At 40.3% G+C, this 25713-nt stretch carries 25 protein-coding genes; 11 read left to right on the forward strand and 14 right to left on the reverse strand.

Annotated elements, in window-relative coordinates; all coding sequences use genetic code 11:
- Positions 1–365: 365 nt before the first annotated feature.
- Both HP439_RS07710 and HP439_RS07715 read left to right on the forward strand, forming a co-directional pair.
- Entirely contained in the window at positions 366–728 is a 363-nt protein-coding gene (locus HP439_RS07710) for a BlaI/MecI/CopY family transcriptional regulator (RefSeq protein WP_172389760.1), read from the forward strand.
- A gap of 3 nt (positions 729–731) precedes the next feature.
- Complete coding sequence (locus HP439_RS07715; RefSeq protein WP_172389761.1) at positions 732–2369, forward strand: M56 family metallopeptidase; 1638 nt, start codon at positions 732–734, stop codon at positions 2367–2369.
- Positions 2370–2388: 19 nt separating this feature from the next.
- Here HP439_RS07715 and HP439_RS07720 read toward each other — a convergent pair whose 3' ends face one another.
- Positions 2389–3576: a TIGR03862 family flavoprotein gene (locus tag HP439_RS07720; RefSeq protein WP_172389762.1), complete on the reverse strand. Its 1188-nt coding sequence runs from the start codon at positions 3574–3576 to the stop codon at positions 2389–2391.
- 163 nt (positions 3577–3739) lie between these two features.
- On the opposite strand from HP439_RS07720, the gene HP439_RS07725 reads away from it, so the two are divergent.
- On the forward strand, positions 3740–4345 hold the full coding sequence (locus tag HP439_RS07725; RefSeq protein WP_172389763.1) for a trimeric intracellular cation channel family protein: 606 nt from the start codon (positions 3740–3742) through the stop codon (positions 4343–4345).
- Positions 4346–4389: 44 nt separating this feature from the next.
- Here the strand turns inward: HP439_RS07725 and def are convergent, their stop codons facing one another.
- On the reverse strand, positions 4390–4977 hold the full coding sequence (def, locus tag HP439_RS07730; protein WP_172389764.1) for a peptide deformylase: 588 nt from the start codon (positions 4975–4977) through the stop codon (positions 4390–4392).
- Between the two features lie 70 nt (positions 4978–5047).
- Here def and HP439_RS07735 point away from each other — a divergent pair, with 70 nt between their 5' ends.
- The 3 genes from HP439_RS07735 to miaA all read left to right on the forward strand — a co-directional run bounded on the left by HP439_RS07735 (position 5048) and on the right by miaA (position 8043).
- The gene (locus tag HP439_RS07735) at positions 5048–5827 is read left to right on the forward strand and encodes a hypothetical protein (RefSeq protein ID WP_172389765.1); all 780 of its coding nucleotides are present in this window, start codon (positions 5048–5050) and stop codon (positions 5825–5827) included.
- 81 nt (positions 5828–5908) lie between these two features.
- Positions 5909–7081: a Gfo/Idh/MocA family protein gene (locus HP439_RS07740; RefSeq protein WP_172389766.1), complete on the forward strand. Its 1173-nt coding sequence runs from the start codon at positions 5909–5911 to the stop codon at positions 7079–7081.
- Complete coding sequence (gene miaA, locus HP439_RS07745) at positions 7078–8043, forward strand: tRNA (adenosine(37)-N6)-dimethylallyltransferase MiaA (protein ID WP_343043522.1); 966 nt, start codon at positions 7078–7080, stop codon at positions 8041–8043. The genes HP439_RS07740 and miaA overlap by 4 nt, the downstream gene beginning before the upstream one ends.
- Positions 8044–8072: 29 nt before the next feature.
- Here the strand turns inward: miaA and HP439_RS07750 are convergent, their stop codons facing one another.
- From HP439_RS07750 to HP439_RS07775, 6 genes are all read right to left on the reverse strand, one after another.
- Entirely contained in the window at positions 8073–9626 is a 1554-nt protein-coding gene (locus HP439_RS07750; protein WP_172389767.1) for an Rne/Rng family ribonuclease, read from the reverse strand.
- Positions 9627–9905: 279 nt separating this feature from the next.
- Complete coding sequence (locus HP439_RS07755) at positions 9906–10739, reverse strand: tetratricopeptide repeat protein (protein ID WP_172389768.1); 834 nt, start codon at positions 10737–10739, stop codon at positions 9906–9908.
- A 3-nt stretch (positions 10740–10742) separates the two neighbouring features.
- Positions 10743–11027 (reverse strand): HU family DNA-binding protein, encoded by a 285-nt coding sequence (locus HP439_RS07760; RefSeq protein ID WP_172389769.1) that lies wholly within the window; start codon positions 11025–11027, stop codon positions 10743–10745.
- A 223-nt stretch (positions 11028–11250) separates the two neighbouring features.
- Positions 11251–12306: a PLP-dependent aminotransferase family protein gene (locus HP439_RS07765; protein ID WP_216657790.1), complete on the reverse strand. Its 1056-nt coding sequence runs from the start codon at positions 12304–12306 to the stop codon at positions 11251–11253.
- A gap of 36 nt (positions 12307–12342) precedes the next feature.
- Complete coding sequence (locus tag HP439_RS07770) at positions 12343–12807, reverse strand: hypothetical protein (protein WP_172389770.1); 465 nt, start codon at positions 12805–12807, stop codon at positions 12343–12345.
- Positions 12808–12859: 52 nt separating this feature from the next.
- Entirely contained in the window at positions 12860–13204 is a 345-nt protein-coding gene (locus HP439_RS07775) for a HopJ type III effector protein (protein WP_172389771.1), read from the reverse strand.
- A gap of 181 nt (positions 13205–13385) precedes the next feature.
- Between HP439_RS07775 and HP439_RS07780 the strand changes: the two genes are divergently transcribed.
- The 3 genes from HP439_RS07780 (at position 13386) to HP439_RS07790 (ending at position 16073) form a co-directional block, all read left to right on the forward strand.
- A complete protein-coding gene (locus HP439_RS07780; protein WP_172389772.1) occupies positions 13386–13880 on the forward strand; it encodes a hypothetical protein in 495 nt (164 codons plus the stop codon).
- 17 nt (positions 13881–13897) lie between these two features.
- Entirely contained in the window at positions 13898–15019 is a 1122-nt protein-coding gene (locus HP439_RS07785; protein ID WP_172389773.1) for a baeRF3 domain-containing protein, read from the forward strand.
- 121 nt (positions 15020–15140) lie between these two features.
- On the forward strand, positions 15141–16073 hold the full coding sequence (locus tag HP439_RS07790; protein ID WP_172389774.1) for a ketopantoate reductase family protein: 933 nt from the start codon (positions 15141–15143) through the stop codon (positions 16071–16073).
- Positions 16074–16331: 258 nt separating this feature from the next.
- Here the strand turns inward: HP439_RS07790 and HP439_RS07795 are convergent, their stop codons facing one another.
- The 6 genes from HP439_RS07795 to HP439_RS07820 are packed head-to-tail and all read right to left on the reverse strand — an operon-like array spanning position 16332 to position 22994.
- On the reverse strand, positions 16332–17207 hold the full coding sequence (locus HP439_RS07795) for a glycerophosphodiester phosphodiesterase family protein (protein WP_246229301.1): 876 nt from the start codon (positions 17205–17207) through the stop codon (positions 16332–16334).
- An 18-nt stretch (positions 17208–17225) separates the two neighbouring features.
- Positions 17226–17822 (reverse strand): histidine phosphatase family protein, encoded by a 597-nt coding sequence (locus tag HP439_RS07800; RefSeq protein WP_172389775.1) that lies wholly within the window; start codon positions 17820–17822, stop codon positions 17226–17228.
- Between the two features lie 9 nt (positions 17823–17831).
- Positions 17832–19271 (reverse strand): FGGY-family carbohydrate kinase, encoded by a 1440-nt coding sequence (locus tag HP439_RS07805; protein WP_172389776.1) that lies wholly within the window; start codon positions 19269–19271, stop codon positions 17832–17834.
- Complete coding sequence (locus HP439_RS07810; protein WP_172389777.1) at positions 19268–20716, reverse strand: FGGY-family carbohydrate kinase; 1449 nt, start codon at positions 20714–20716, stop codon at positions 19268–19270. Before HP439_RS07810 ends, HP439_RS07805 begins: the two co-directional genes overlap by 4 nt.
- A 13-nt stretch (positions 20717–20729) precedes the next feature.
- Positions 20730–21731 carry an NAD(P)-dependent oxidoreductase gene (locus tag HP439_RS07815; RefSeq protein ID WP_172389778.1) on the reverse strand — a complete coding sequence of 334 codons (1002 nt, stop codon included), beginning with the start codon at positions 21729–21731 and terminating at the stop codon, positions 20730–20732.
- Positions 21732–21767: 36 nt separating this feature from the next.
- Positions 21768–22994, reverse strand: coding sequence for an MFS transporter (locus HP439_RS07820; RefSeq protein ID WP_216657791.1), 1227 nt, complete (start codon positions 22992–22994; stop codon positions 21768–21770).
- A gap of 367 nt (positions 22995–23361) precedes the next feature.
- On the opposite strand from HP439_RS07820, the gene HP439_RS07825 reads away from it, so the two are divergent.
- Together HP439_RS07825 and HP439_RS07830 are read left to right on the forward strand one after the other, a co-directional pair.
- Positions 23362–24129, forward strand: coding sequence for a DeoR/GlpR family DNA-binding transcription regulator (locus HP439_RS07825; RefSeq protein WP_172389779.1), 768 nt, complete (start codon positions 23362–23364; stop codon positions 24127–24129).
- Between the two features lie 654 nt (positions 24130–24783).
- A partial coding sequence (locus HP439_RS07830; protein ID WP_172389780.1) for a TonB-dependent receptor plug domain-containing protein occupies positions 24784–25713 on the forward strand: 930 nt, incomplete at its 3' end.

Raw genomic sequence — 25713 nt, forward strand, 5'->3', positions numbered from 1 at the left:
CTTGCGGAGTGGTGCAAAGGTAGCAAAACTAAAACCCTAATTCCAAATCATTCTCAAAACTATTTCTACCATAACCCCCAAAAGACTGAATATCTGAATGATATTTTTTGATAATACAACACCCTAGTAAGCAATTGAAGCTTCACGGGTAGAGTATAACACACAATAGTCGGATATGGTTTTTAAAAAGGTAGAAAAGAAAGAATGAGCAGGAAAAGTAGCCAGAGGGAACGCCACCTTTAATCTTTTTTTACCTTTTCAATAAAGAGCAATCCATAAACGCCTGAAAATAAAAAATGTAAAATTATTTTGATAATACGAAATCATTCGTACATTTGAAATACGAAACAATTCGTAGTTAAAATATGAAACCTACAGACAGCGAAATGGAAATACTGCAAATCCTTTGGGAAAAGGGGCAAAGCAGCGTACGGGCAGTCCACGAAACATTGGATAAAAAAGATGTTGGCTATACTTCTACATTAAAACTTATGCAAATTATGCTACAAAAAGGAATGGTTAAAAGAGATAGTAGCGCAAAAACACATCTTTACGACGCTCTCTTAAGTAAAGAGCAAACTCAGTCAAAATTCTTAGATAAAATGATTGATACAGTATATAACGGGTCGACCGCGCGCATGGTTATGCAAGCATTAGGAAACCATCGAGCAAGTAAAGAAGAACTAGACCTTATAAAAGCGTATTTGAAAGACATAGAAAAAGGATAGACTATGGAAAGTATTTTTCAACATATCACACAAGCATTAGGGTGGAGCATCCTGCATTCATTGTGGCAAGGGACATTAATATATAGCATCGTTTACTTTTTTATAATTGGACAGCCAAAGATCTCGGCCAAATGGAGACATATGGTTGCACTTTTTAGTCAGTATGTTGTGTTCCTTGCATTTATTACGACTTTTGGTATTTCTCTAAATACCAAAAACCAATTCATGAGCCCTGAAACAGTCGTCCAAAATCTATCACAAAACACGGCTATCTCAATGACGGACATAGTAGCGAGCTACCTACAGTCCGCACTCCCATGGTTTAGCGCTCTGTATCTCGTAGGAATTCTCATCCAGATCATAGTTTGCTGCAATTCCTATGCAAGATTAAATTTTATCCGCAAAACGGGAGTGTCCGGAGCACCAGAGGCGTGGGTGGAGTCACTGAATGATTTAAAAACGAAAATCGGGATAAACTCAAATATAATACTCCAACTGTCAAACAAAATAACGGTACCTTTAACACTGGGCCACTTTAAGCCTATCATCCTTTTCCCGTTCACATTAGTAAATAACCTTGATATTACACAAGTTGAGGCAATAATTTTACATGAGCTCTCGCACATTAAACGTTGTGATTACTTGTTAAACCTAATTAAAATCTCTATCGAAACTCTTATGTTTTTCAATCCATTTATTTGGCTTCTTTCTCGCCAGATTGAATCCGAAAGAGAAAACGCGTGTGATGATTTTGTCCTCGGATACACAGGATCTCCCATTGCTTACGCCCAAACGCTTACGTCAGTTGAACTCCTTCGAAGCGACGCTCCCCCTCAATACGCCATGGCGGCGACGAATAATAAACACTACTTATTAAATCGAATTAAACGAATTACAAAAATGGAACAAAAATATAATCGAATTCGACAAGATCTTTTTGTCATAGGGTTAGGAACTTTAACATTAATCGCAATCGCGTGTACAGCTCCAAAGAAAATGACAACAGAAAAGGCAAGCCCGACAACAACAGTTAGAAATACACTTGCTGCTATTCCTGTTAATCCAGAAATAACGCCTGTCATACCCTTAACGGAAAAGAAACAGACACCAATAAAACCGAAAAAAATCCAAAAACTGGAACTCGATCTACAAAAAAATACGGAGGAAGTTCAAGCTATATTCAACTCATCAGAGTGGAAACAAAAAGTAAAAAACGTCCAAGAGCAATCACTAAACGTTGCGCAGATAGCAAATTCGCAAGAAATGCAGCGAACTATAGAATCCATAACCGAGGATGCCCTTAACGTCGCTAAAATATTTCAAAGTGAAGAATATCTATCATTGCTAACGGACTCCGAAAAAAACGCCGCAAAAATAGCTGCATATAGTGAGTCTCCGGAATTTAAAGCGAAAATTGCTAAGATTGAAAAAAGCGCTAAAAATATAGAAGATTATTACAACAGTCCGGAGTGGGGTGATAAAATAAAACAAATAGAAAAAAATGCAAAACAGCTTGAAGAATACCTCGAGTCACCGGAATTCAAATCAAAAATAAATATGGTTGAAGAGAGCGCAAAAAAAGTCGACGACTATTACGATTCACAAGAATGGAAAGAAGGAACAAGCAACTCGCAAGAATAGTTTTAAATAATCAGCCGTTCTAAGGAATCTCCCTTAGGACGGCTTCCTTAATCTTACTAGCAGCCCAATATCCACTACTAAAGCAAGCCTGCAATAAATATCCACCGGTAGGTGCTTCCCAGTCTAGCATTTCCCCGACGCAAAAAACACTTGGAAATTTATACAAACGAAGGCTCGAATCTAATTCGGAAAAGCAAATGCCTCCCGCGGTAGATATGACTTCATCAATACCTCTAAATCCCGTCACTTGAATAGGAAAACTCTTTAACGCATCAGCAAGCCGACTTGGATTCGTGTAAACCTCCTTGGCTAAAATCTTCGCCAAATCAGCCGCAACGGGACTTAATTTTATTTTATCCCGTAAAACATCTGCAATCTTTGCATTTGATGACTCTAAACGCTTTCGGATATCATCCTGAGTAAGTGTCGGCTTTAAGTCTATATGTAAGATAAGTGGGAACGGAATCGATCGGATAAAACGGTTCATGTAATAAACCGGAGCTCCTTCGATCCCATAATCCGTAAAAAGAATTTCACCGGCCTTTTTATTGTCGCCGAAACGCAAATAAATATTTTTTAATACTTTCCCAGACAATACGGAGAAACTACGCTCCACATTTAATCCTGAATTTGCTGCTTGTAAACTATTCACTTTAATTCCTTTAGACTCAAGTAGTGTGACCCAAGCAGCATCGGATCCTGTTTTACGCCAAGATCCACCTCCCAAGCCAAGCACTAAGTTTTGATATCTTATCTTTACACGGCTATTCCCGTTTACAAGCTCAACGAACTCACTATCGAAATCAACCATTTTGTGCCCGTAAAATATCTGTACATCATGTGCCTTTAGGTACGCAAGTATTGCCTGAAGAACCTGAATTGGCTTTATGCCTTTTTCTGGGAATATTTTCCCGGAGCTCCCTGTATACGTCGGTACACCGATTTTAGCTAACCATCGAATCAATTCTTTATTGTCAAAAGCGCGGACAATTTCCCGCATTTCCAACTTGTCGTACCGACTAACAAAAGTTACAATATCTTCGCTATGTGTTAAGTTAAACCCTCCGTGCCCCGCCACCAAGAACTTGCGCCCTGCAGCTTTGTTCTGTTCATAAATATGGACAGGGATACCCGCCGCGGCAATTTCAGCAGCAGCTATAAGATTAGCTGCTCCGGCACCAATTATCGCAACGGGAGAATTTAACATGGTTCAAAAATACAGAAATATTGGATTACAGCTCTATATTTTCATGGATTAACTAAACCTATATGCATCGCTACATAAATAGCCAAACTGCTCCATCAACATTCAATTGTTGTTCACTTTTTTGTATAATTGCGTAGAACTATAATTGATAAATCGTCAGCGCATGAACACAATGTATTATATCGACCTAGTTGGCACCATGGTATTTGCTATATCTGGTTCGATGGCAGCCAGTCGACAAAATATAGATGTCTTTGGTTCAATGTTCACCGGTTTTGTTACGGCTATAGGAGGAGGATCTTTGCGGGATATTTTCCTTAACATGCGCCCCGTTTGGGTTGATGACGGAAACTATCTTATAGCGATCTTTATTGGCTTCGCCCTATCCGTAGTTCTAAATAAACAACTGTATCGCTTGGCCAAAACATTATTCTTATTCGACGCTATCGGTATAGGCTTTTTTTGTATCGTTGGTGTACAGAAATCCATTACTAATGACGCCTCGTCAATTGCCGCAATAATACTTGGAATGTTTTCGGCGGTAATGGGTGGAGTGATACGTGACACACTAATGAACGAAACCCCACTTATTTTTAGAAAAGAAATTTATGCCACAGCATGTCTTACCGGGAGTATTACATACGTACTTCTTAAAATGGGGGGAGTAAACACTATGCTTAATGCCTTTATTTCTATCTCTTTGGTTGTACTTATCCGGGTAATCGCTGTTAAATATAAATTATCGCTACCTGTTGTCAAGTCATATTGACAAAAGAGCCCGAAAAAATGGGCTCTTTTATTCCTTTTGAACGATTACCGCTTTTTCTTATTGAGAGGAAACTTCATCTTATAGCCCACTCTTATCATTCCTTTGGAAATTGCATCTAATTTTCCTTTTAACATCGCCTTCTTTAAAGGACCTAATTTATCTACAAACAGCTTCCCCTCTATATGATCATATTCATGTTGAACGACCCTAGCGGCAAGGCCTGTTAATTCTACCTCATGCTCTTCGAAATTTTCATCTAAGTAATTGATAAGTACATTCGTTGGACGCATCACCTCCTCATTTATATCTGGGATACTCAAACACCCTTCGCTAAAAGCCCACTTCTCTCCTGTTTCTTCTACGATGATTGGATTGATCAGCACTTTCTTAAAACCGTTCAACGACGCATCTCCTTCACTGTCTTCATCGTCTTCCGCGAATGGAGATGCATCGATTACAAACAAACGGATTGGCAATCCTACTTGTGGCGCTGCCAAACCCACGCCGCGTGCCGCATACATGGTTTCAAACATGTCATCTATAAGCTGTTTTAAGTTCGGATAATCTTCATCGATCTCTTCCGTTTTTTTTCTTAGAACAGGGTCGCCATATGCTACAATAGGTAATTTCATACTTTCAATTTTCTATGCAAAGGTACCAATAATAATTAATTCACATTTAGAATCTGCTAACTTTGTAGATATGCAATTCGATGATATAGTAGACCCATTTGTTGCGAGTCTTGAACAGGGGCTAGATATTACGCTTAAAAGGAGAATGAGTTCCCACGGATTAATACTGTCCTCTAAGGATCCAGCTTTCACAATCATCTTATATTATCCGGACAAATTGGTTGAGCGACTGGAAAATCACGCATCCAAAACTTTTCATATTGACATCGACCAACTCATAAGCGCTTCAGAGAAAATTGTTCCTCGTTTGTTATCTTTATTCGGTAAAGGCGATATTATTTATGCCAGACGAACCGTGGTTGCACGGATCGACAAAAAAGTCGCTATCGACTTTCAAAAGGAACATCATTTACAAGCGCCGCTTGCTGGAAAATATCGCTACGGTCTATTCTTTAACGGAGACATCGTCTCGATCGCTGTTTTCAGTGGGGGACGACACATGCGGGATAGACAGACTGATTATAGATCTTTCGAACTGCTTCGTTTTTGCCATAAATCAGGGTTACGTGTGGTAGGCGGTTTGTCAAAACTTATGAGCGCCTTTATTAAGGATTTCAAACCTAACGACATTATGACCTACGTAGATCGGGACTGGGCCAACGAATCGACTCTAGTCACTGTAGGATTCTCTGCGCGTACCCAAACTCCTCCCCAACAGTTTTGGATCGCTGACGGAAATAGACATCACGTCAAAAATCAAACCGCACTAGAAGAACTTAAAAAAATCCTTCCTCATGGCTACTTAATCCATAACTCGGGTAGCAGCAAGCTTATTCTAGAATTGCCATAATCCTCCCTCGGTATTATGAAAACCCATTTGCGTTACGTATATTTAGCCTTGAAATTTTAAAACTTAAACTAAAACATATTTATGAAACGTAAACTACGTATGGGTATGGTAGGCGGTGGTAAAGACGCCTTCATCGGTGCTGTTCACCGTATTGCTGCCTTTATGGATGGGAAAATAGAACTTGTTTGTGGAGCTTTCAGTATAGACCAACAGATATCTAAAGAGTCTGGTGAGGAGCTATTTGTTTCGGCCGATCGTGTATATGCGAATTATGAAGAAATGATTTCGAAAGAATCTAAACTTCCAGAAGGCGAACGCATGGATTTTCTTACAATTGTAACGCCAAACTTCCTCCATTTCGGTCCAGCGAAGCTCGCTTTAGAAAATGGTTTCGACGTTGTAGTAGAAAAACCGATGACAGTGACGCTCGAGGAAGCTAAAGAATTGCAAGAAATAGTAGATCGTACCGGGCGCACTCTTTGTCTTACACATACCTATTCCGGCTATCCGATGGTTAAACAAGCTAAAGCGATGGTAAAAGACGGACATTTTGGAAAAATACGTAAGATTCTCGTTGAGTACCCACAAGGATGGTTGAGTCGACTTACCGAACGTGAGGGTAACGCAGGGGCGGCCTGGCGTGCAGATCCAAAAAAATCGGGTTTATCGTTGGTCATGGGAGATATCGGAACGCATGCAGCTCATCTAGCTGAATATGTATCTGGACTGAAGATTACCGAGTTATGCGCCGACCTTACTACGTTCGTCGAAGGACGTCAACTTGACGACGACGGTAATGTACTATTGCGATTTGAGCAAGGTGCCAAAGGCGTCCTCACTGCTTCACAGATTTCTGCGGGGGAAGAGAATGCTGTTCGTATCCGTATCTATGGAGAAAAGGGTGGCTTAGAATGGGCAAACGAAGACCCGAACAACCTAATCATAAAAATGCTTGATCAGCCGCGCCAGATTTATCGTACAGGTAATGCATATTCGGCACCATATACGCTTAGTTCCTTTGCGACCCACAACACTCGTATTCCTGCTGGACATCCTGAAGGTTTACTTGAATCATTTGCAAACATATACCGTAATTTTGCACTTACTGTTAGCGCTAAGCTTGAAGGTAGGACACCGAGCGCTGAACAACTAGACTTTCCTTCGGTTCAGGACGGAGTTCGTGGTATGGCATTCGTACAAACGGCAGTAGAAAGTAACCATAGTAATGAAAAATGGACTAAGTTTATAGTGTGATAAGAAAAACACAAAATAAAACATTATCAAACAATCAGGTGGAAGATGTACTTCCACCTGATTGCTTATATACCATTTTGGGACCAACCGCCTCCGGTAAAACAAAATTAGCGGTAGCACTCGCTCAAACAATCGCGGGAGAGATTATATCAATTGATTCCCGGCAGGTATACCGTGGTATGGATATAGGGACTGGCAAAGACCTTAAAGAATATCAGGAAATTCCCTATCATCTAATTGACATTATAGACCCTAGTGAACGTTACGATGTATCAAGATTCCAACATGATTTTAAAGAAGCCCATCAACAGATTATTATGCGAGGTAAAGTTCCTATTGCTGTAGGGGGAACAGGACTTTATATGCATAGTATTTTTATTCATCGCCCTTACATCCAAGTAGAAACAGATACTGTTCTACGCGAACGCCTTGTGTCTCTGGACAAAACAGAATTAATAGCGAAGCTTAACAACTACTTAATTCCTGATGATCTTCATATAGACATCAGCTCCCACAAACGCTTGATCCGTGGGATCGAAATACTCGAAGCTCTAAAACAAGGTTACAAACTGAATCACACACCAATGCCGCAATATCGACCTGTAATTTTCGGCATTAATCCCTCGATAGAAAAACGAAGAAACGACATATCAAGGCGTCTGAAACAGCGTATCGATAACGGACTGGTCGCTGAGGTACAGAGCCTCCTATCCCATGGCGTTACCCATGAGGATTTACGGTATTTCGGTTTGGAATATAAATATGCGTCAATGCATATACTCGGGGAAATGTCCGTTGAAGAATTTTCCAATAAACTTGAAACAGAGATTCACCGATACGCCAAACGTCAGATGACTTTTTTTAGAAAAATGGAAAAAGATGGCTTGGTAATAAATTGGCTAAAGGGTGATACAATTGCACAGAGGCTTGATGAAATCCTCACTAAACTAAAAAAGGAGTAACTTGCGCTACTCCGATTTCAGTAATTTTTCTATAACTTAATTTCTTCTTCTTTACTGTTAAAGAAACGAAATTGCGTCAAATAATAAGATGATACGGTCTTTATCTTAATCCACTTGCCGTATTTAAAGAACCATTTGAGTCTTCTCGAGAGTAAACCCGACGTAATGTAGGCGCCTATATAAGGATGCACACACAATGTTATACCCTTTTCGTTTTGCTCTTGTAAGATAAAACTTAAATTATTCTCTATGTCGTCAAGCAATACAATGCTCGAGCGGATTTCGCCTGTACCTTCGCATGCTGGACATTTTTCATTTGTCACAATATTCATTTCGGGTCTCACGCGCTGCCGTGTTATTTGTACCAAACCAAACTTGCTTGGGGGAAGAATCGTATGTTTAGCTCTATCAGTAGCCATACATTCTTTCAAATAACCGTACAATTCTTTTCGATTGGCAGGTTTATGCATATCGATGAAATCGATAACAACAATTCCTCCCATATCTCTCAATCGCAACTGCCTTGCGATTTCTTTTGCAGCTTCTTTATTAACTAAAAGCGCATTTTCTTCTTGATTCTCTTTACTCGCAATCCGGTTTCCACTATTTACGTCTACAACGTGGAGTGCCTCTGTGTGCTCGACAACGAGGTAGGCACCGCCTTGAAGATTGACCGTCTTGCCAAAAGACGCCTTAATCTGTTTTTCAACACCAAAATGATCAAAAATTGGTTCTTTGTGCTTATAAAGCTTAACAATTTTCTCTAAATCGGGTGATATTTCCTGCACATACGATTTTACTTCGTCGAATAGTGCTAGGTCATTTACATGAATATGCGTAAACTCATCGGTCAAAATATCCCGCAAAATGGTAGAGGCTCTATCCATCTCGCCGAGAACCTTATTCGATGGCTCTGCAGTTTTAAGGCGTTTGGTAAAAAGTTCCCATTTAGAGATTAAATCCAAAAGGTCCTTCTGTAACTCCTCGACACCTTTTCCCTCGGATACCGTACGTATGATCACGCCGAAGTTTGCGGGTTTAATACTTTCCACAATTTTCTTCAGCCGATTACGTTCGGCATTCCCTTTAATTCTCTTGGATATGGAAACTGCACTTGAAAATGGAACCAATACAACGAATCGACCTGCAATCGAGAGATCCGAACTTAATCGGGGCCCTTTTGTTGAGATCGGTTCTTTAGCAATCTGTACTGGCAAAAGCAGATTCCGACTTAAAAGATCGGAAATTTTTCCTGCCTTATCGATGTCCTTCTCAAGTTTCAAACTATTGAGCAACTTCTCTTGGTAGCTGCCGTTCTTTACTATACGCGTTAGCTTGAGCAAAGACTGAACCTGAGGTCCTAAATCCAGATAATGTAAGAACGCATCTTTTTCGTAGCCTACATCTACGAAAGCGGCATTCAGACCCGGCATAATTTTCTTAATTCGTCCAAGATATATATCTCCGACGGCGAAATTGTTATCGGCCTGTTCTCTGTTCAGCTCAACAAGCTGTTTGTCCTGTAGTAAAGCAATAGTCACTCCTTTTTCAGGAGTTGAATCGATAATTAGTTCCTTTACCAACAGCTATTCTTTTAAGACGACTGCGCAAACTGACCGCAGCATCGTCTGATGAAACATAAAAACTCGTTAATGAAAAAATACAATCTATAATTTCCCTGTTGAGAAACTATAGATTGTACGACGCCTCTTTTGGGTTACCCCTAAAGAACAACAAGCTTATTTTTTCTTGTGTCTATTTTTTCTTAAACGTTTTTTACGCTTGTGAGTAGCCATTTTGTGTCTTTTTCTCTTTTTTCCGCTTGGCATAGCTTAATGTTTTTAAATGATTAAATATGTTAATTACTTGCTAAGTTCTTCCACCTTGCGGTCGATGAACTGTGATAGGGTTGGATCAGCTGCTAACTCCTTACTTTTAGAAAAAGCGGCGATAGCTTCATTCTTCAACCCGATATTTTCATACCCTGTTGCTAAATAGAAATACGATTCAGCGTCAGGTTGCAATTCGCTTACGGTTTTGAAACGCTCAATAGCCTTATCGAATTGACGGGACTGCAATGAAAATAGCCCCAATGTTTTGTTTGCTTGGATATTTTTCGGGTCTTTCTTCACGACTTCCATCAACAAAGAAATTCCTGCCATAGGATTATTTGTTCCTGTAACCAACGCCGCACCTAAACCTGTCTTGGCATCCAAATTATTACCGTCAAGCGCGATTGCCTGTTCATACGAGTTGATTGCTAACCGATTAAGCTCTGCCGCCATCGCCGTATCCTGTAAATTCGTATATGCAGAACGATATGAGTTACCTGCGTTCAACCAATATTCAAATTTAGGAGTAATTTTCGCCATTTCCTCATAAATAAAACCTTGCGGTGCGAATTTGGCTAAATCATCCCATTTTTGAGCCAGTTGCTCTAATAAAGCGAGCTTCTCCTCACCACTGCTATCTTTTATCTTCCCTTCAACCACCGTAATCTCTTGCGCTAAATTAGCGTTTATTGATTGCTTGGTAATTTCAGACACACTGCTAAAATTAAAAGGGGATGTTGATTCAGTGTTTGTCGAAGCTGTAGCTCCTTTATCTTCCGTTACCAAACCTTTAATAGGACTCGCTAATAAACCTCCCATAAGGGCGACTACAATGACAACAACTATTATTTGTTTGGTATTCATTTCTTACTTATTTCCTTGTTTAACTTTTTCAACAAAAACTTTTGCTGGTTTAAAACTAGGCACAAAGTGTGCTGGAATAATGATCGCCGTGTTTTTAGAGATGTTACGCGCTGTTTTTTCTGCTCTTTGTTTTACCACGAAGCTACCAAAACCACGAACATAAACGTTCTCACCACCAATCATTGCATTTTTAACCACTTTGAAAAATGCTTCAACTGTCTCTTGAACATCTACTTTCTCTAAACCTGTTTTGTTAGAGATCTCTGCAATAATTTCTGCTTTAGTCATATCTATTTTTACTGTAATTATTTATTTCTCAACCCTTAACGATATAGCACTTTGGGGATGCAAAATTATCTTTTTTTTATGATGTTTAAAAATTTATTTATGTTTTTTTACCAAACAGAGACTTCAGGAAACTTTTAGGAATCAGATATTTATGTTAAAAAAGAAAAAAAACTAGCTGGTTTTCCTGTCAAAAAATTCATCTATACCATTAGTTATCAACACCTTAATCAAGACCTCGTAACACCTCTGCCAAGCGATCTATATCCTCGCGGTGATGTGCTGATGAAAGCACAATTCTATTGACCGGAGGGTCGCTAGGAAGGGGGTAGGAGAAACTAGAAATGAGTATTTTATTCTTTTTAAAATATGCAAATGCGTTGGGATTAGCCACCGTAAAAACAGGGAAACCAGATATACGTCGTACATTTTGAGCCAGCAAGCTATCCAAATAAACAATATGCTCTTGTAACAATTTTGATCTTTCCTGGAAGATCTCTATTCCGTGTAACAACGCATACATTGCAGCAGGACTCGCTGGCGATGCCCCGGTAAAAAAAGGTGATTTTCTAAAAAAGATTCCATCCGTAGTTGAACAAAGTATTGCTCCCGCATCTGTCCCAAGTCCCTTTGCTAGCGATGCAACCAATACGACATGTATATTTTCACGTGTTATATGAGATAGATCTACAAAACTGGCTTCTGCGCCCTTCACACCAATTCCATGAGAGTCGTCAAGTATAAAATAAAGCTCCTTTTGGGGGTCAATGTCTTTGAATCCAGAAAAATCGTACGTTTCGGGGGTCAAGTTGTCCAACGTGTTACTTACAATAATAAAGCACCTGCTGTTTGAGCGATTGATATGATCAACTGCAAAAGATTTCCAATCGTCAAAACTTTGATATGTTGACAGGTCATTCGCATCTCTCCATAATGCAGGGTGCGCACCTGGAGCATACAAGAACTCACCCATGCCTGTTAAGGCTCGTATAACTAATTGTGCCGCTAGGTAGCCACTGGATATGAGAATGCAATCCTCGTATCCAAACCTACGCGCCATCTCCAATTCCGCTTTGTCGTAGATATCAATTTGAATATTATTGTTTCTTGAGGTACCATTGTTTAGTCCATAGATATCAAGCCCCTTTTTATAAAGGTCTATGAAAGCCTTGTCATTAAGTAAACCTAAATACGCTGTACCACCAAAAAAAAGATATCTACCTCCTTGATAATCGATGATACGTGTAGTAGCTCCGGATAAATGCTGTAAATTCTTGTCCATTGTAAATCGCACTGCCGATTTTGACCGCCTCTTGTTTTAATAAAGATGAAAGTTAAGAGGTATATTAAATTTTATGGAACCGGAAACTCCTTGAATCGTTTTAAACCCGCTCTTTCGCCGTATTTCCCATCCGTATCCAACCCCTATATCTATAAGAGAAAAAATCCCGATACCGATCTTTGGTGTAATTGTATAGGGTGTGATTTCGCCTCCGAGAAAAGGAAAAATTAATTTATCACTCAGATAATAAGTAACTCCAAGTTCAGGAATAACTGTTGTTTGTTTTTGCATCCAAGTGAAGTTCGCTCCGGCATCAATTTTTAAATATTGATAATCATTAGGCGCAAAAAGTCCCCAACCTGAAAGGGTTAGAAAATTTCCGCTTTGGAATTTCCAACCGGCGGATGGTCCCCAAATCCATTTGGTCGCTTTAGGTTGTTGAGCGAATAAGGTCCCTGCCCAAAATAGCACTCCAACGATTAACACTAATTTTTTATCCATAGTCGCGACGATGATACATCTAAAATTACTTATTTTTTTAGCGTATTGCTAATTAAAGCTTCGTTCGTAGCGCTTGTCCCTGAAAAGACACCCCTGACCATCCATTTTTCATAAATTCCCGGATATTTTGGTGGTCATTTCCAGAAGGATTATTTAGCACTGAATGATAATGTTCAGCAAACAATTTCAACGTCGTCTGTGGATTAAGACTATTTAGCTGACCAAAAAAGAAGACCTTAGCACTCCCTTGGTTCTCGGTTGCCATATTAACTACACTCCCATTTTTAAATGCAGTCGGTAAATGGTCGTAATGTGTGTCGATAAACGCAATCACCTCCGCAAACACAACATTTCCTAATTCTAGTTCGTTTAATAAATACTCAATTTTACCTTTCATAGTCATCGCAGTACATCTTTATTCTAGACAAAAATACCATTCACTTTTGATATCTGCTTTCTTTTATTAGCCAAATTTCGCCCCGCTATTTTGCGATTGCTGAAACAGATTAAGGTCATTTTTGAAAATTTCGCGAACCACTGCCGCTCTCTTTTGTTTCTTTAACAAGGAGGACAAGAAAATGAATTTTGCGGAACGAGAAAACTTAGAAATGATTCGCGACCTAGTCGCTGTAAATCAAGACCGTTACACGGGCTATCGTTCGATAGCAACTTATCTAGACGAGAATAAAGACCAGCGTGTTCTCGCCCTGATCGAAAAAACAATGCAACAATCACAACAATACAAATCCCAGTTGATACCGTTTGCCTACCCCGAACAGGAAGAAGGTTTTCAGCCAATGCTTGAGAAACATATTCCATGGCCAATTCCCAATAATGGTAGCACCCAACTACTGGGCCAAACAGAATTATTGAGTATCTGCATTACCGCAGAAAACGAAACATTAAATGTTTATGAGTTAGCTTTAAAAAACACGGAAATAGTCGATCAATCTTTAGCACGCATGATTGACAGTCAGCGCGAGGGATTAATACACACGATCGATGAGCTCCGAAAACTGTGCCCGGACGATTCATCTCAAGAACAACCTTCCTCAAAAAACCTCAAGTTCTAAAAAACAACACGAATATCATGGAAAAATTAGATTTAGAAAAAGTAAAGAAACTAATTTCGGTAGAAAACACACCTTGTATTTCGCTTTACATGCCTATTTACAGCAGCGCTCCAAAGAATACGCAAAACGGTATTGCATTTAAAAACCTATTGCGAGAATGCATCCGAAAGATAGATAGCGAGAATCTAACAGAACATTCCCAAATTCTGAACGACAATAAAAAACTTTTAGAAGACAACACCATTTGGGAACGAAGCGCTCGTGGAATAGCCATCTTTTTGTCGAAAGAAGATACTTTAATCTACGAACTACCTATCGAAATCGAGACGATATCCATTTTATCAGACAATTTTTTTATTCGTCCTCTATTTCAAATATTCCAAGATAATTTAGAATATTATGTATTGACATTGTCCCAAGACCGGGTAACCCTTTTTCGAGGCAACAACTATGATATCGAAGAAATCGAAATTCAAGATAAAATACCAACGAGTATGGAAGAAGCTCTCGGCCCCGAGCTAACGCAAAACCATATAAATTCTGCGTCTACAGGAAATGGCAATATACACGGATATATGGAAGTCAGTAAAGAGATGGACAATGATATGATCAAATTCTTTCAAATTGTCGACCAGGCGTTAACACAATTCTTACCATTATCTGAAAAAACACCTATTTTTGTTGCAACATTACCTGAGCACCACTCGCACTTTCTTCGTGTGGCGAAAAACCGAAATATTTCCTCGGTAAAAATTCCTTTGAGCCCAAACGGATTACAGAAAAAAGATCTCTTGAAATTAATCATGAGCCACAACGATACGCTCATCCGAGAGAAAGAAACGAGGCTAATAAAACGCTATTATGATGCATCAAGTAACAAATTAGGCAAAGAACTTCTCGGAGAAATTCTACGGGATTCTATCGATGGAAGAATAGAAATATTAACAATAGAGCCTGAGCGATATATCCCCGGCGAAATCGACGTTGATAGCCGGAAGATACATTCGAACGGACACTCTACGGGAGAGATATTAAACGATCTCGCTAGAATGGTATTTAAACAAGGAGGAGAAGTTCATATTATGGATAAATGTTCGATGCCCACGTCGACTGGCGCATTTACTATAAACCGTTTTTAGGCTATCCATATCTAAAAAACAAGTTACAACGGCGTTACCTGACAAACCACCTTTGCTTTCATTTCTGTTTTAAATGCTTAACTTTCGTTCTTAATTAATCATTCTTAAGAACCAACGATACGTGAATAAAACTAAAATATTGATTGCAGGCCTCGGTGGAATCGGAGGATATTTCGGTGGACACCTCGCGAAGAATTTTGCAGATGATCCTCAAGTAGAGATATATTTCCTTGCCCGAGGCAAAAATCTCGAGGCTATAAATACAACGGGACTAACCGTTAAAACCTCAAACGAGCAATTTACAACTAAGCCTACTGCTGCCGCTGCCAATGCTGCCGGATTCGGTGTTATGGATTACATCCTCATTTCAGTAAAATCATATGATCTAGATAATTTATTGACAGAGATCGAGAATAATATAGGGCGTACTACCGTTGTTATTCCTTTACTTAACGGTGTGGAGGGTGCACAAAAGATTCGCACAACCTTCCCTCAAGCATTAGTCACAGAGGGCTGTGCTAACATAATTGTGCGTCTCCAGCAACCCGGAATTATAGAGAGCTTCTCAAGCTTCAAGTCGTTACATTTTGGTATTCCAAACGTCCTAGGCAGGAGGTTAGAAAAAATCCAAGAGTTATTTAAACGCGCAGAAATTGACTCTACGCTCACTCCTGAAATATTGGAACAAATTTGGTTCAAATTTATTTTTATTTCTGCCGCCACTGCGACCACGAGTTACTATAATGCTTCCTTTGGCACCATAAAGCAAGATGAAAGCGCTATGAACACGTTTCGTAATCTGGTAGAAGAGGCTTGTAATCTTTGTGCTGCGGAAGGTATCGCCCTACGGAAACAAGCTAAAGAAAAGATCGTCGCTAACCTTCTAAATGGTCCAGCTGAAGCAACGACATCTATGCATACAGATATTTTATCGGGTCGTGGAAAATCGGAAGTAGAAGCATTAGTGGGCTACCCCGCACGGAGAGGGGCGGATCTTGAATTAGCCATGCCCTTGTATACGAAAATTTATCAAAAATTAAGTGCAAATATTTAGTTTAGCGCTCCATTTAGTGGATGGAGCGTAAAACCGGCCCAGCATAATGTGGGGAGGATATAAGCGATCTAACCCTGTGAAAGGAGTTGTTGACGAACTGTCTCTAGCCTCTGCTCACCAATTAAACTAAAATCCCACTTGGGATATAACTTACGTGGGATATATTTTATGGAGAAACGAATACGAGGTACATCTATTTCAAAATCTACATATTCGAAATACGATTTAAATCTTTGCCGAATACCGTCCTTTGGCTGACTACTGTAGAGCCTTGCTCACTTCGATCGGAAGATCTGATTCTAGCACACTGGCACCATCAGCAAAAACAGCTCTAAATTTTTGTGCTCTTTTTTCTTTGCTCGGGATTTTATCATAGCTCGGTGCCGTAGAAATCATACATAACACTCCCTTTTGTCTAAAAAACGCGTACATGGCTTGGTTATCATCGTTGATTTCCGGACCGATATACACTATCATCCGGTTATAGGGTAACCCAGAATCTTTAAAAGCTTGGAGTGCGGCAGCATCTTTTATGTGCATTGATAAATACTGCTTTGGATTTTTATTGAGGTAAAATTTTGCTTGCTCTACTGTATGTACGGTAACCCAGACCCAAGCATATGCATTATGCTTACGAATAATCTCGGCGGTCATCTCCATCGGAAGATCTTTTTTGTCTAAATTCAAAATGGTTTTCCCCTTAGCCCAATCAACCATTTCATCTAAGGTATTAATTCGATGTTTAGTGACATTCCCGTTGTGGTCCTTTAATTTAAAATTCTTTAGCTCATCCCAAGTATAATCTTTCACGTTACCCGTCCCGTTTGTTGTACGATCAAGTGTGGCGTCGTGAACCATAACTGCTACACTATCCTTCGTCAATCGAGGATCGACCTCAAATATCGCAGGCGTATGTTCCAACACCGCCTGCATCGATGCGATGGAGTTCTCAGGCATCCCAAGTTCAATTGTACCACGATGTCCGCTGATAATTTGTTTCCCTGGTGCATAGTGAAAGTATTCATACATTTGCTCCACTGTTTTAAAGTCCATCGTGTGCAGCTTTTGTGCACACACGGGAAGCGCATTGACACTTACCCATACCACTAATGTGAAAACTATCTTCTTCATCATAACAATTATTAAACAAAACTACGCATTGAGTTTCAATAAATTAAATCCAAAATTTTTCGCTACTGTGAGCACTGTTAATGCAGAATTTTCCTGTACCAACATTCGATAGTTCTTCAATGGCATACCCAATCGATCGGCCATAAAAAAACGATTAACGCCGTTATGGCCAACGACTAAAACGGTCTTTCCATCATATTTCGCCAATAACTCATCATAAAATGAGTTCAGACGATCCAAAACTTGGGCTCCTGACTCTCCAACTCGTCCCGCCCTGTTTAAAAGAGGATCCTGCAGCCAATTTTTCCAACTTTCTGGATCGGTTATTTGAAACTCTTCTGGCCGTTTTCCTTCCCATTCCCCAAAGTCGATCTCGATAAGTCGTTGTTCTACTTGTACATCATCCGGACGACCCGAAGCAATTTGCGCGGTATTCAAAGCTCGGGCCAAAGGCGAGCTATATATTGCATCAAATTCCTGTTTTTGTAATAGCTCCCGCATTCTTTCTGCCTGTTGTAAGCCCTCATCCGTCAGATTAACATCAGTACGACCGCAATACTTATTCCCATCTGCATTATAAGCAGTCTGGCCGTGTCTCAATAGATATATTGTAAGCATTCTGTTTAATTATAGATAACCTAGACCCGTAAGCCTTGCTTTAAATTCTGCATACTGCCTTTCGTACGAATTGACAAGTTCATCATCCGCGATCACCATTTCGTCCACACTCGTCATATTTTTACAGGCTTCCGTTAAGGAGCAGTAAAACGTTTTTGAAGCGGCAATTATAGCTGCCCCCAACGCGCCACTCGTTTCTTTACAGCGAAATATTGGCACATTTAACACCGAAGCGCGTATCTTTAGCCATACGTCACTCTTACTACCTCCTCCAGCAGTATAGACCGATAGCACCTTCTCTCCCGAAAGCTCTTCTATAATCTCATACGCTAGACGTTCTAAAAATGCCACTCCCTCCATATTTGCCGCATATAACTCTTCTAAACTTAGATGTTCCGGGACGATCGCATGCGCTTGTGGCGCTATAATTGGATAGCGCTCCCCTTGTTGTTTTAAAGGCCAAGCTATCTCGCCCGTTGGTATTAGCTTTTCGGCTGCTGCGTTGAGCTGTTGTAGATCTTGGTGCGCATAGTCGAGCGAAATCCAGTCCGCTCCAGTATTGCTCGCTCCCCCGGGCATCCAATACCCTTCTGGATGACGATGGCTATAGAGCGTTCCTAAAGGATCTTTCACTGCATTATTTGTGACGCCTTTTATAACCATTGTTGTCCCTATAGTCGTATTCCAATCACCAACATTCACAGCTCCAGACGCCATTTGACTTGCACAACCATCAGTAAGGCCCACGGTCACCGATAAATGCGGAATACCCCAACGAGCCGCAAGGTCTGGCCTAAGCCTCCCAACAACAGTCCCTGAAGGAACCACTTTTTGGAACCACATAGGATTTAACCCAAGTTCCACGTGAATAAACGATGGCCACTCTAAATTCTGAAGGTCATAACCAGACTTCAACACATTCGTATAATCGGTGACCCCGTAATTGCCGCAAAGCTTCCCTACGATATAATCCGAGGCGTGCACCCACAGAGCGACTTCCTCCAACTTGTCGGGATAATTTTCAACATACCACAATATTTTCGATATTCCGCTCGATGCATTAAAGCCTGTATATCCGTCGGGAACATTTTCTTCGGCCAACTTTTTTATACGGGCGCCCTGCTCAGCAGACCGTGGGTCACTGTACATAATCGCGTCAGACAGAGGCATATTCTCTATATCCAGCGGTATAACCGTGCCGGAAGTAGAAGTAACCGAGGCGGCCATGATAGCGCTACGCTCAAAGTCTCCTGGCAGGTTCCTTAAAAGTTGATCAATAAGCTCCACGCAAGAATTCCACCATTCATCAGGCGATTGTTGTTGTCGAAATAGATCATCTAACAAGAAATCCTTTTGTCCGCTACCGATTAGCTCTCCATGCTGATCCACTAATAAAACGCGTGCTCCTTGAGTCCCTACATCAATCCCCAAGAAATATCTCTTCTTCATGAGGTTACCTGCTTAAAGGTTTTGCGAGCCTGCTTCCATTCTTGATAAAGTTGTTCAAATTTATCCTGTTCCTGAGGGAAAGTTTCCTCAGCGAGTTCAGGTTTGTTACTTTGAATCCCAAGGGCGTCATTACATACGAACACGCCGCCGAGTACGGAAGCTTGCCTATAAGTATCTGTAATACGAATACTTTTACCAAATAAATTGGCAAGAAATTGACGCAATTTACGGCTTTCCATTCCTCCGCCACAGGCCCAAATATAATCTTGGTCGTGACTAGAGACCTCGCACAAAAATTTATAATTTTCAAATATTGAGCATGCAATATCCCACAAAACAGAAAAGACAAAACTTCCCCTAGTAAGTTGGTGTGATACCGGCGCATTGAAGATAAATCCTCCTTTAACCGATGGCTCATCTTCTTCCGCAATTAATGACCCCAATGAAGCCACACACTGAGAATAACTAATTTCTTCCAGTTCCTTTTCTATAACCTGGTAGTCTTCGTTAGGATAAAAGATTTCTTTTAAACGTTGATAATTTAAACCCGTTACACCGGCATTAGCCTCTAAAATATAATTGTCTTGGTCGATATGTCGACTTGTCCACGTACGTTGTTTTTCGTCAGTCTCGTAGCTTGGAACAAGCTTTATTATTGGAGTAGTGGTGCCAGAAACGATTACAACATCGTTAGCAGAAGGCTCCATACTTCGGATCGCCATTTGCGTGTCTCCTCCTCCGACGACCACCACTGCATCATTCGAAATTTGAAGTTCCTTCGCTATGGCGGGAAGAACTTTTCCGAGTACCGTTCCTGAGGCACGAAGCTCTGGAAGGATCGATTCTGTTAAACCAAATGCCTCTAATAGCGTCTTTGACCAACTTTTATTTTCCACATTATACAGCAGCGTTTCTGAAGCTTGTGAGTGCTCATAGTTCGTTATACCTGAAAACTTATACTGAATCCAATCCGAGATGCTCATTACTGAAGCAACTTGTTCAAAGCGATCAGGATATATTTTGGATAAGCCAATTAATTTAAATGCAGAAAACAACGAGGTTGGATAACGTCCCGAAAGTTTGTAAACGAAATCTTTATTGCTAAGCTCTGCCTCCCAGTTACGTCCACGATGATCAATATTGGGCATACCTAATTGATCATTCCCCTGCTTGTCTATAGTGACAATGCCTTCCCGCTGACTCGTTGCTATGATGGCTTTAATATTAACCGCGCCCGCCTCAGCCAAAGCTGCGGTAGAAAGTCTTAAAATCTGCTCCCATAGCGTACGAGGTTCAAAATAAATTGATTCTTCGTAATTGGTATCGGTGATGTAGTGTACATTTTCCCGTTTTATAGCAAGAATATCCCCTGTTGGGGTGGCTAAGGCTACCCGGGCATTACCTGTTCCAATATCTACAATTAAATAGGCGTCTTTAACATCCATTATTTCTAAAAAACTAATTTTTATTTAATACCGATTTATTCACCAATTGCTTAATTTCTTTATTCCCGTTATGAAAAAACTCGCGCAAATTATTATTCATAATAAACGCATGATGATCTTCTACTTCATGAGTCGCCCCCGCAATGTGAGGCGTGGCAAGCACTCTTTTATTAAGAATCATTTTATAATCAATCTCATCCGGAGGCTCATTATAAAACACATCAAGCACAACTCCACGAACTTTACCTTCTTCAATAATAGTAAGTAAATCGTCTCTGTTTACTACACTAGCTCTCGCAGTATTGACAAATATTGCATCCTCCTTGAGCAGGCTTAAATATTTGTTGTCAATCATACCTGTTGTTTCTGGTGTTACGGGCAAATGAATCGCCACGACATCACAGGTAGAAAACAATTCTATCAGCTCAACCTTTTTAAAATCTGGGTTGGGATCAGTGTAATAAGGATCAAAATAGTAAATTTCTGATGGAAAGTTCACAAGCATGCGGGCAATAAATTGTCCAACTGCACCAAATCCAACCATTCCTACTTTTTTACCAGCAAGTTCGTTCCCTTTAAAATTAAGATAGGAAGTATGTGCCCCTTCACCCCAATTTTTACCTTCTAGCCATTCCTTTCCCGAAATCGTATGCCGTAAAACACTGATCACGTTTGCAATAAACATCTCGGCAACTGCCTGCGCATTACGAGCGGGGGTGTTGAACACAGGAATGCCTAGCTCTGTTGCGGTCGTCAAATCGATATTCGACGGCGTCCCACGACAAATACCAACGAACGCTAAATTAGGGTTCTTCATCAAAACATCCGTCGAGATTTCATCATGCTCCGAAATCAAGGCATCAGCACCCGTCTGCTGTAACAAATCGGATAACTCATTCGCACTGTATGCTCTGCCGTGTGGTTTCCATGGCTTGTAAATTACCTCCTCGAACAGCAGTTCTAGTTCCGCCAATGCGCGCTCATTTTCATAGGGAGCAGTAAGCAATACTTTCATATATTATGTTTTATATTTTATCAAATAATCTTATTATTATGCCTCTCGATGCAATTCATCGATACTGATAAACCTAGTGAGTATTGCACTGAGCAAGTAAAGTCCTGCCAGTACCCAAACTACACCTTCACTACCAATCGGTCCGATAAGTATTCCAACGATTGCCGGTCCGATAAAAACCGGAAGTCCAGCACCAAGATTTAGGATTGCCATTGCGGCTCCTTTATCCTCTTTGACTAGCGAAGGCACCAACGCGGAAAGAGGAACATACCCTGCTAAAAGTGCACCCCAGGCGACCCCGGCCATCATTACCGCCCAATAGCTCGCCCCAAATAGTACAGGGGAATAGTAAAATAAAACTGTCGTCATAGCACATCCAACGCCCCCGAACCACATAATTGTATTCTGCCAACCGACACGATCTCCCACGAAGCCAAATATCAGATTAAAGATGATATTGGCGGTAAATATGGTTCCCCAAATCTGTAACCATTCCTTGGTATCAAAGCCATGTTCAGCCATATATATAGGAAGAAAGACAGGAAAAGCAAACTGTGCGGTCGTATTAATCACACGCACGATACCACCAATAAGTACTTTGGGTTCCTTTTTAACAATTGTCAATCCGTTCGCTAGCTCTTGTAATTTCGACTCTTTGGTTCCTTTACGCTCAAATTTATCCCGGTTTAGTACCAACGCGAAAAACGCCCCGACAAGCACCCATATAATGGAGCTCCACAACGTATCCTCATAACCAAAGCGCTCCAAGGCCCAAGATGAATAATACGCCCCTAATACATTTAACCCTCCTGTAAATACAAACCAAAACCAACCTACGGCAGTCCCAAGTTTATTCTGCGGCACTCGATACGTTATCCATACCATAAACGAATACGCAAAAAGAGGATATCCGAATCCACGAACGGCGTAAAAAAGCAGCATGGCGTTGTAATCCAGTTTTGCCATCCCGATACCGATAAACCCTATTGTACCCATAATATAAAGAACCAGTCCCATCGCCATTCCTCTTCGGGGACCATAACTTTCTGCTAGCACACCTGAAAACCAAGATGAAATCGCGATGGTAATACCGTACACAGTAAACAAGGTAGCTGATTGTCCCATGGACATGCCATGCTCAATTAAATAAGGGCTTAGCCAACCTTGCTCAACGCCATCTCCCATCATGAAGATCAAAACACCCAAGTATCCCCATTTTAGGTTACTCGGCAGGCCGAGTCGATTTTCTAATGTATTTTCCATTGGTAAATTTATATTATAATCTGGTTTGCACAAACTAAATTAAACATTTTTTAATCAAAAATAATATTAAATAAAAAAGAAAATAATATTAATAAACTAAAAACACGAAAACAGCACTTATATGGAGCAAATCATCCGGTAATGCAGCTTTCTTGACTTTTGGGTTTTAACGGAATATTTTTTTATTGTTAAGTAAGCGTTGAAAACTACCAAGCTAACTAGCAATTTTCTATCTTTGTATAGAAACGTAACCAATTAATGGTTAATTTAGTTAGCAAGAGAAGCTCATAAAGAGATCAATCAGTAGATTTTTTACTTAGGAGTTAACTCTTGAATAATAATACTTTCTAGATATTAATTTTAAATTATGAAGACCATCACCGAACGTCACGAATACATTTTAAAGAAAATTAAAGCAGATCACAAGATCACTATCCAAGAGCTTTGCGAAAAAATGAACGTATCGAGCGTTACAATCCGTAAAGATCTCAAAATGCTGGAAGATAAAAATCTCCTATATCGAACAAAAGGAGGGGCTTCGATCAACAATCCTTACGCAATCGATCGATCGATATCTATAAAAGAATCGATAAACTCCGATGAGAAACTTAAAATTGCAAAAAAAGCAGTCGAGCTAATTCTAGACAACGATTCGATCTTGATTGGGTCGGGAACAACGGCATTCGCAGTCGCTAGACAGCTGAACCCGTCAAACAGCCTTACCGTCATCACCCCAGCACTAAAAGTAGCACTTGAACTTAGCGGACGGCCCAATGTGGAGGTACTGCAACTAGGAGGACTGATCCGTCCTAATTCATCATCCGTCGCGGGACAATATGCGATGCGTATTTTGGAGGAAGTCTCCTGCGGGATTCTTTTCATTGGCGTAGACGGGATAGACTTAGATTACGGCATCACCATCAGCAACCTAACGGAGGCGACATTAAATCAGAAAATGCTCACCACTTCACAAAAAGTCGTCATTCTCGCTGATAGTAGCAAATTCGGAAGACGTGGATTAGGAAAGATCTGCAACATAGATGAAGTAGATTATATCATCACAGATAAAAATGTTCCGCGACAATATATACCAACTCTTGAAGAAGCTGGAATAAAAGTAATTATAGTAGAATAATTCAATATCTGCGCAGTAAATAACGATCGAGTTAATTTTATCCCATGAATAATGGGACATATCGTTAATTCCAAACCTTCCTAATTGCGTTTCTTGGCAGACGCAAAAAAACCTATTCGGCACTCCCATAAATAGCTGAAGGGCAGACTTACAGCTATAAATGAAGCAGATATCTGAAAGATAATCTCAAATATAATTCTGAAATTTGTTCTGTTGCCACCGAAAAAAGCTTCCAATGCAAAAATTTAGTTACATAAACCTCTTGCTTTTTAAAATTAATTCCTAAATTAGGTGAACAGTTCAACTCACCGTGGACTGAATATAAATCCAAATATGATATGATCCTCGATTTTCCTTCGAGAATCTTAACGCAAAAAAAACAATAGTGTCGTCTGTACACTTTGAATTATTTGCAAATGGATTCAATATAGCTAATTAATACAATTTTAAACTAAAACTAAAGACTAATGAAACACAACTACACCATTTTCAATCGAAGACCTAGCTAGCCAAACGCTAAGTTCGTATAACTCCATACCGCACGCTGTCTAAGCCCTGCGTATTAGGGCCATATGTTAAATATGCTATCCTAGGGATACTTACGTCCAAAATTTTCGATAAAACTAATTTAAAACAACTCAAAAACTAACAATCATGGGAAGACCAAACAAATTCCATCGCATTCCTCTTTCTCCGAAGAGAGTGCTTCGAAATGGGCTTCTGTTTTCGATGGGTATGCTCAGCATCAGCGTGTCCTCGGCATCAGAAAACACATTATGGAATAAAATTGTAACGCGCCCATTACATGCGTTACAAACACCAGTTAAAGGTAAAATCGTTAACCAAGCTAACCAAGAACCAATTATCGGCGCGACTATTTCAGTTGTCGGAAAATCGATCTCCACACAAACAGACGCCAAGGGTAATTTTGAGATTGAAGCAAACCCCAACGATGTTCTAGAAATCACTTATGTCGGATATATTCCCCAACGGTATACAGTCGCAGCAGGGGCACAAAGTATTGTAATACCTATCAATGAAGACAACAGTAGTCTTGAGGAAGTAGTCGTTACGGGATATGGAACACAGCGTAAGAAAGACCTGACGGGAGCCGTATCTGTCGTCGATGTAGCGGAACTCAAATCCCAACCTGCAGCCAGCGCGGTCGAGGCATTACAGGGGCGTGCTACGGGTGTGCAAATCGTAAACGATGGTTCACCGGGTTCAACTCCCCAAATACGAATTCGCGGATACTCTACGATCAACAATAACGACCCGCTCTACATTATTGATGGAGTTCCTTACGAAGGAAAGCTCAGCTGGTTGAACCAAAATGATATTGAAAGTATGCAAGTGTTAAAAGATGCCTCCGCGGCATCGATCTACGGAGCCCGCGCAAACAACGGTGTAATCATCGTGACGACGAAATCAGGCAAGGAGGGTAGAACCAATATCACTTTCGACGCATACGCTGGCGCTGGAGTACCCAACAAAGGTGCTTTTCCAAAAATGTTAACACCACAGCAGATTCTCGATTACGACAACAAGTTTAACGGTACAAATCTGGAATTACAAGATTATCTA

Source organism: Sphingobacterium shayense (assembly GCF_013179575.1).
GTDB classification, from domain to species: Bacteria; Bacteroidota; Bacteroidia; order Sphingobacteriales; family Sphingobacteriaceae; genus Sphingobacterium; species Sphingobacterium shayense.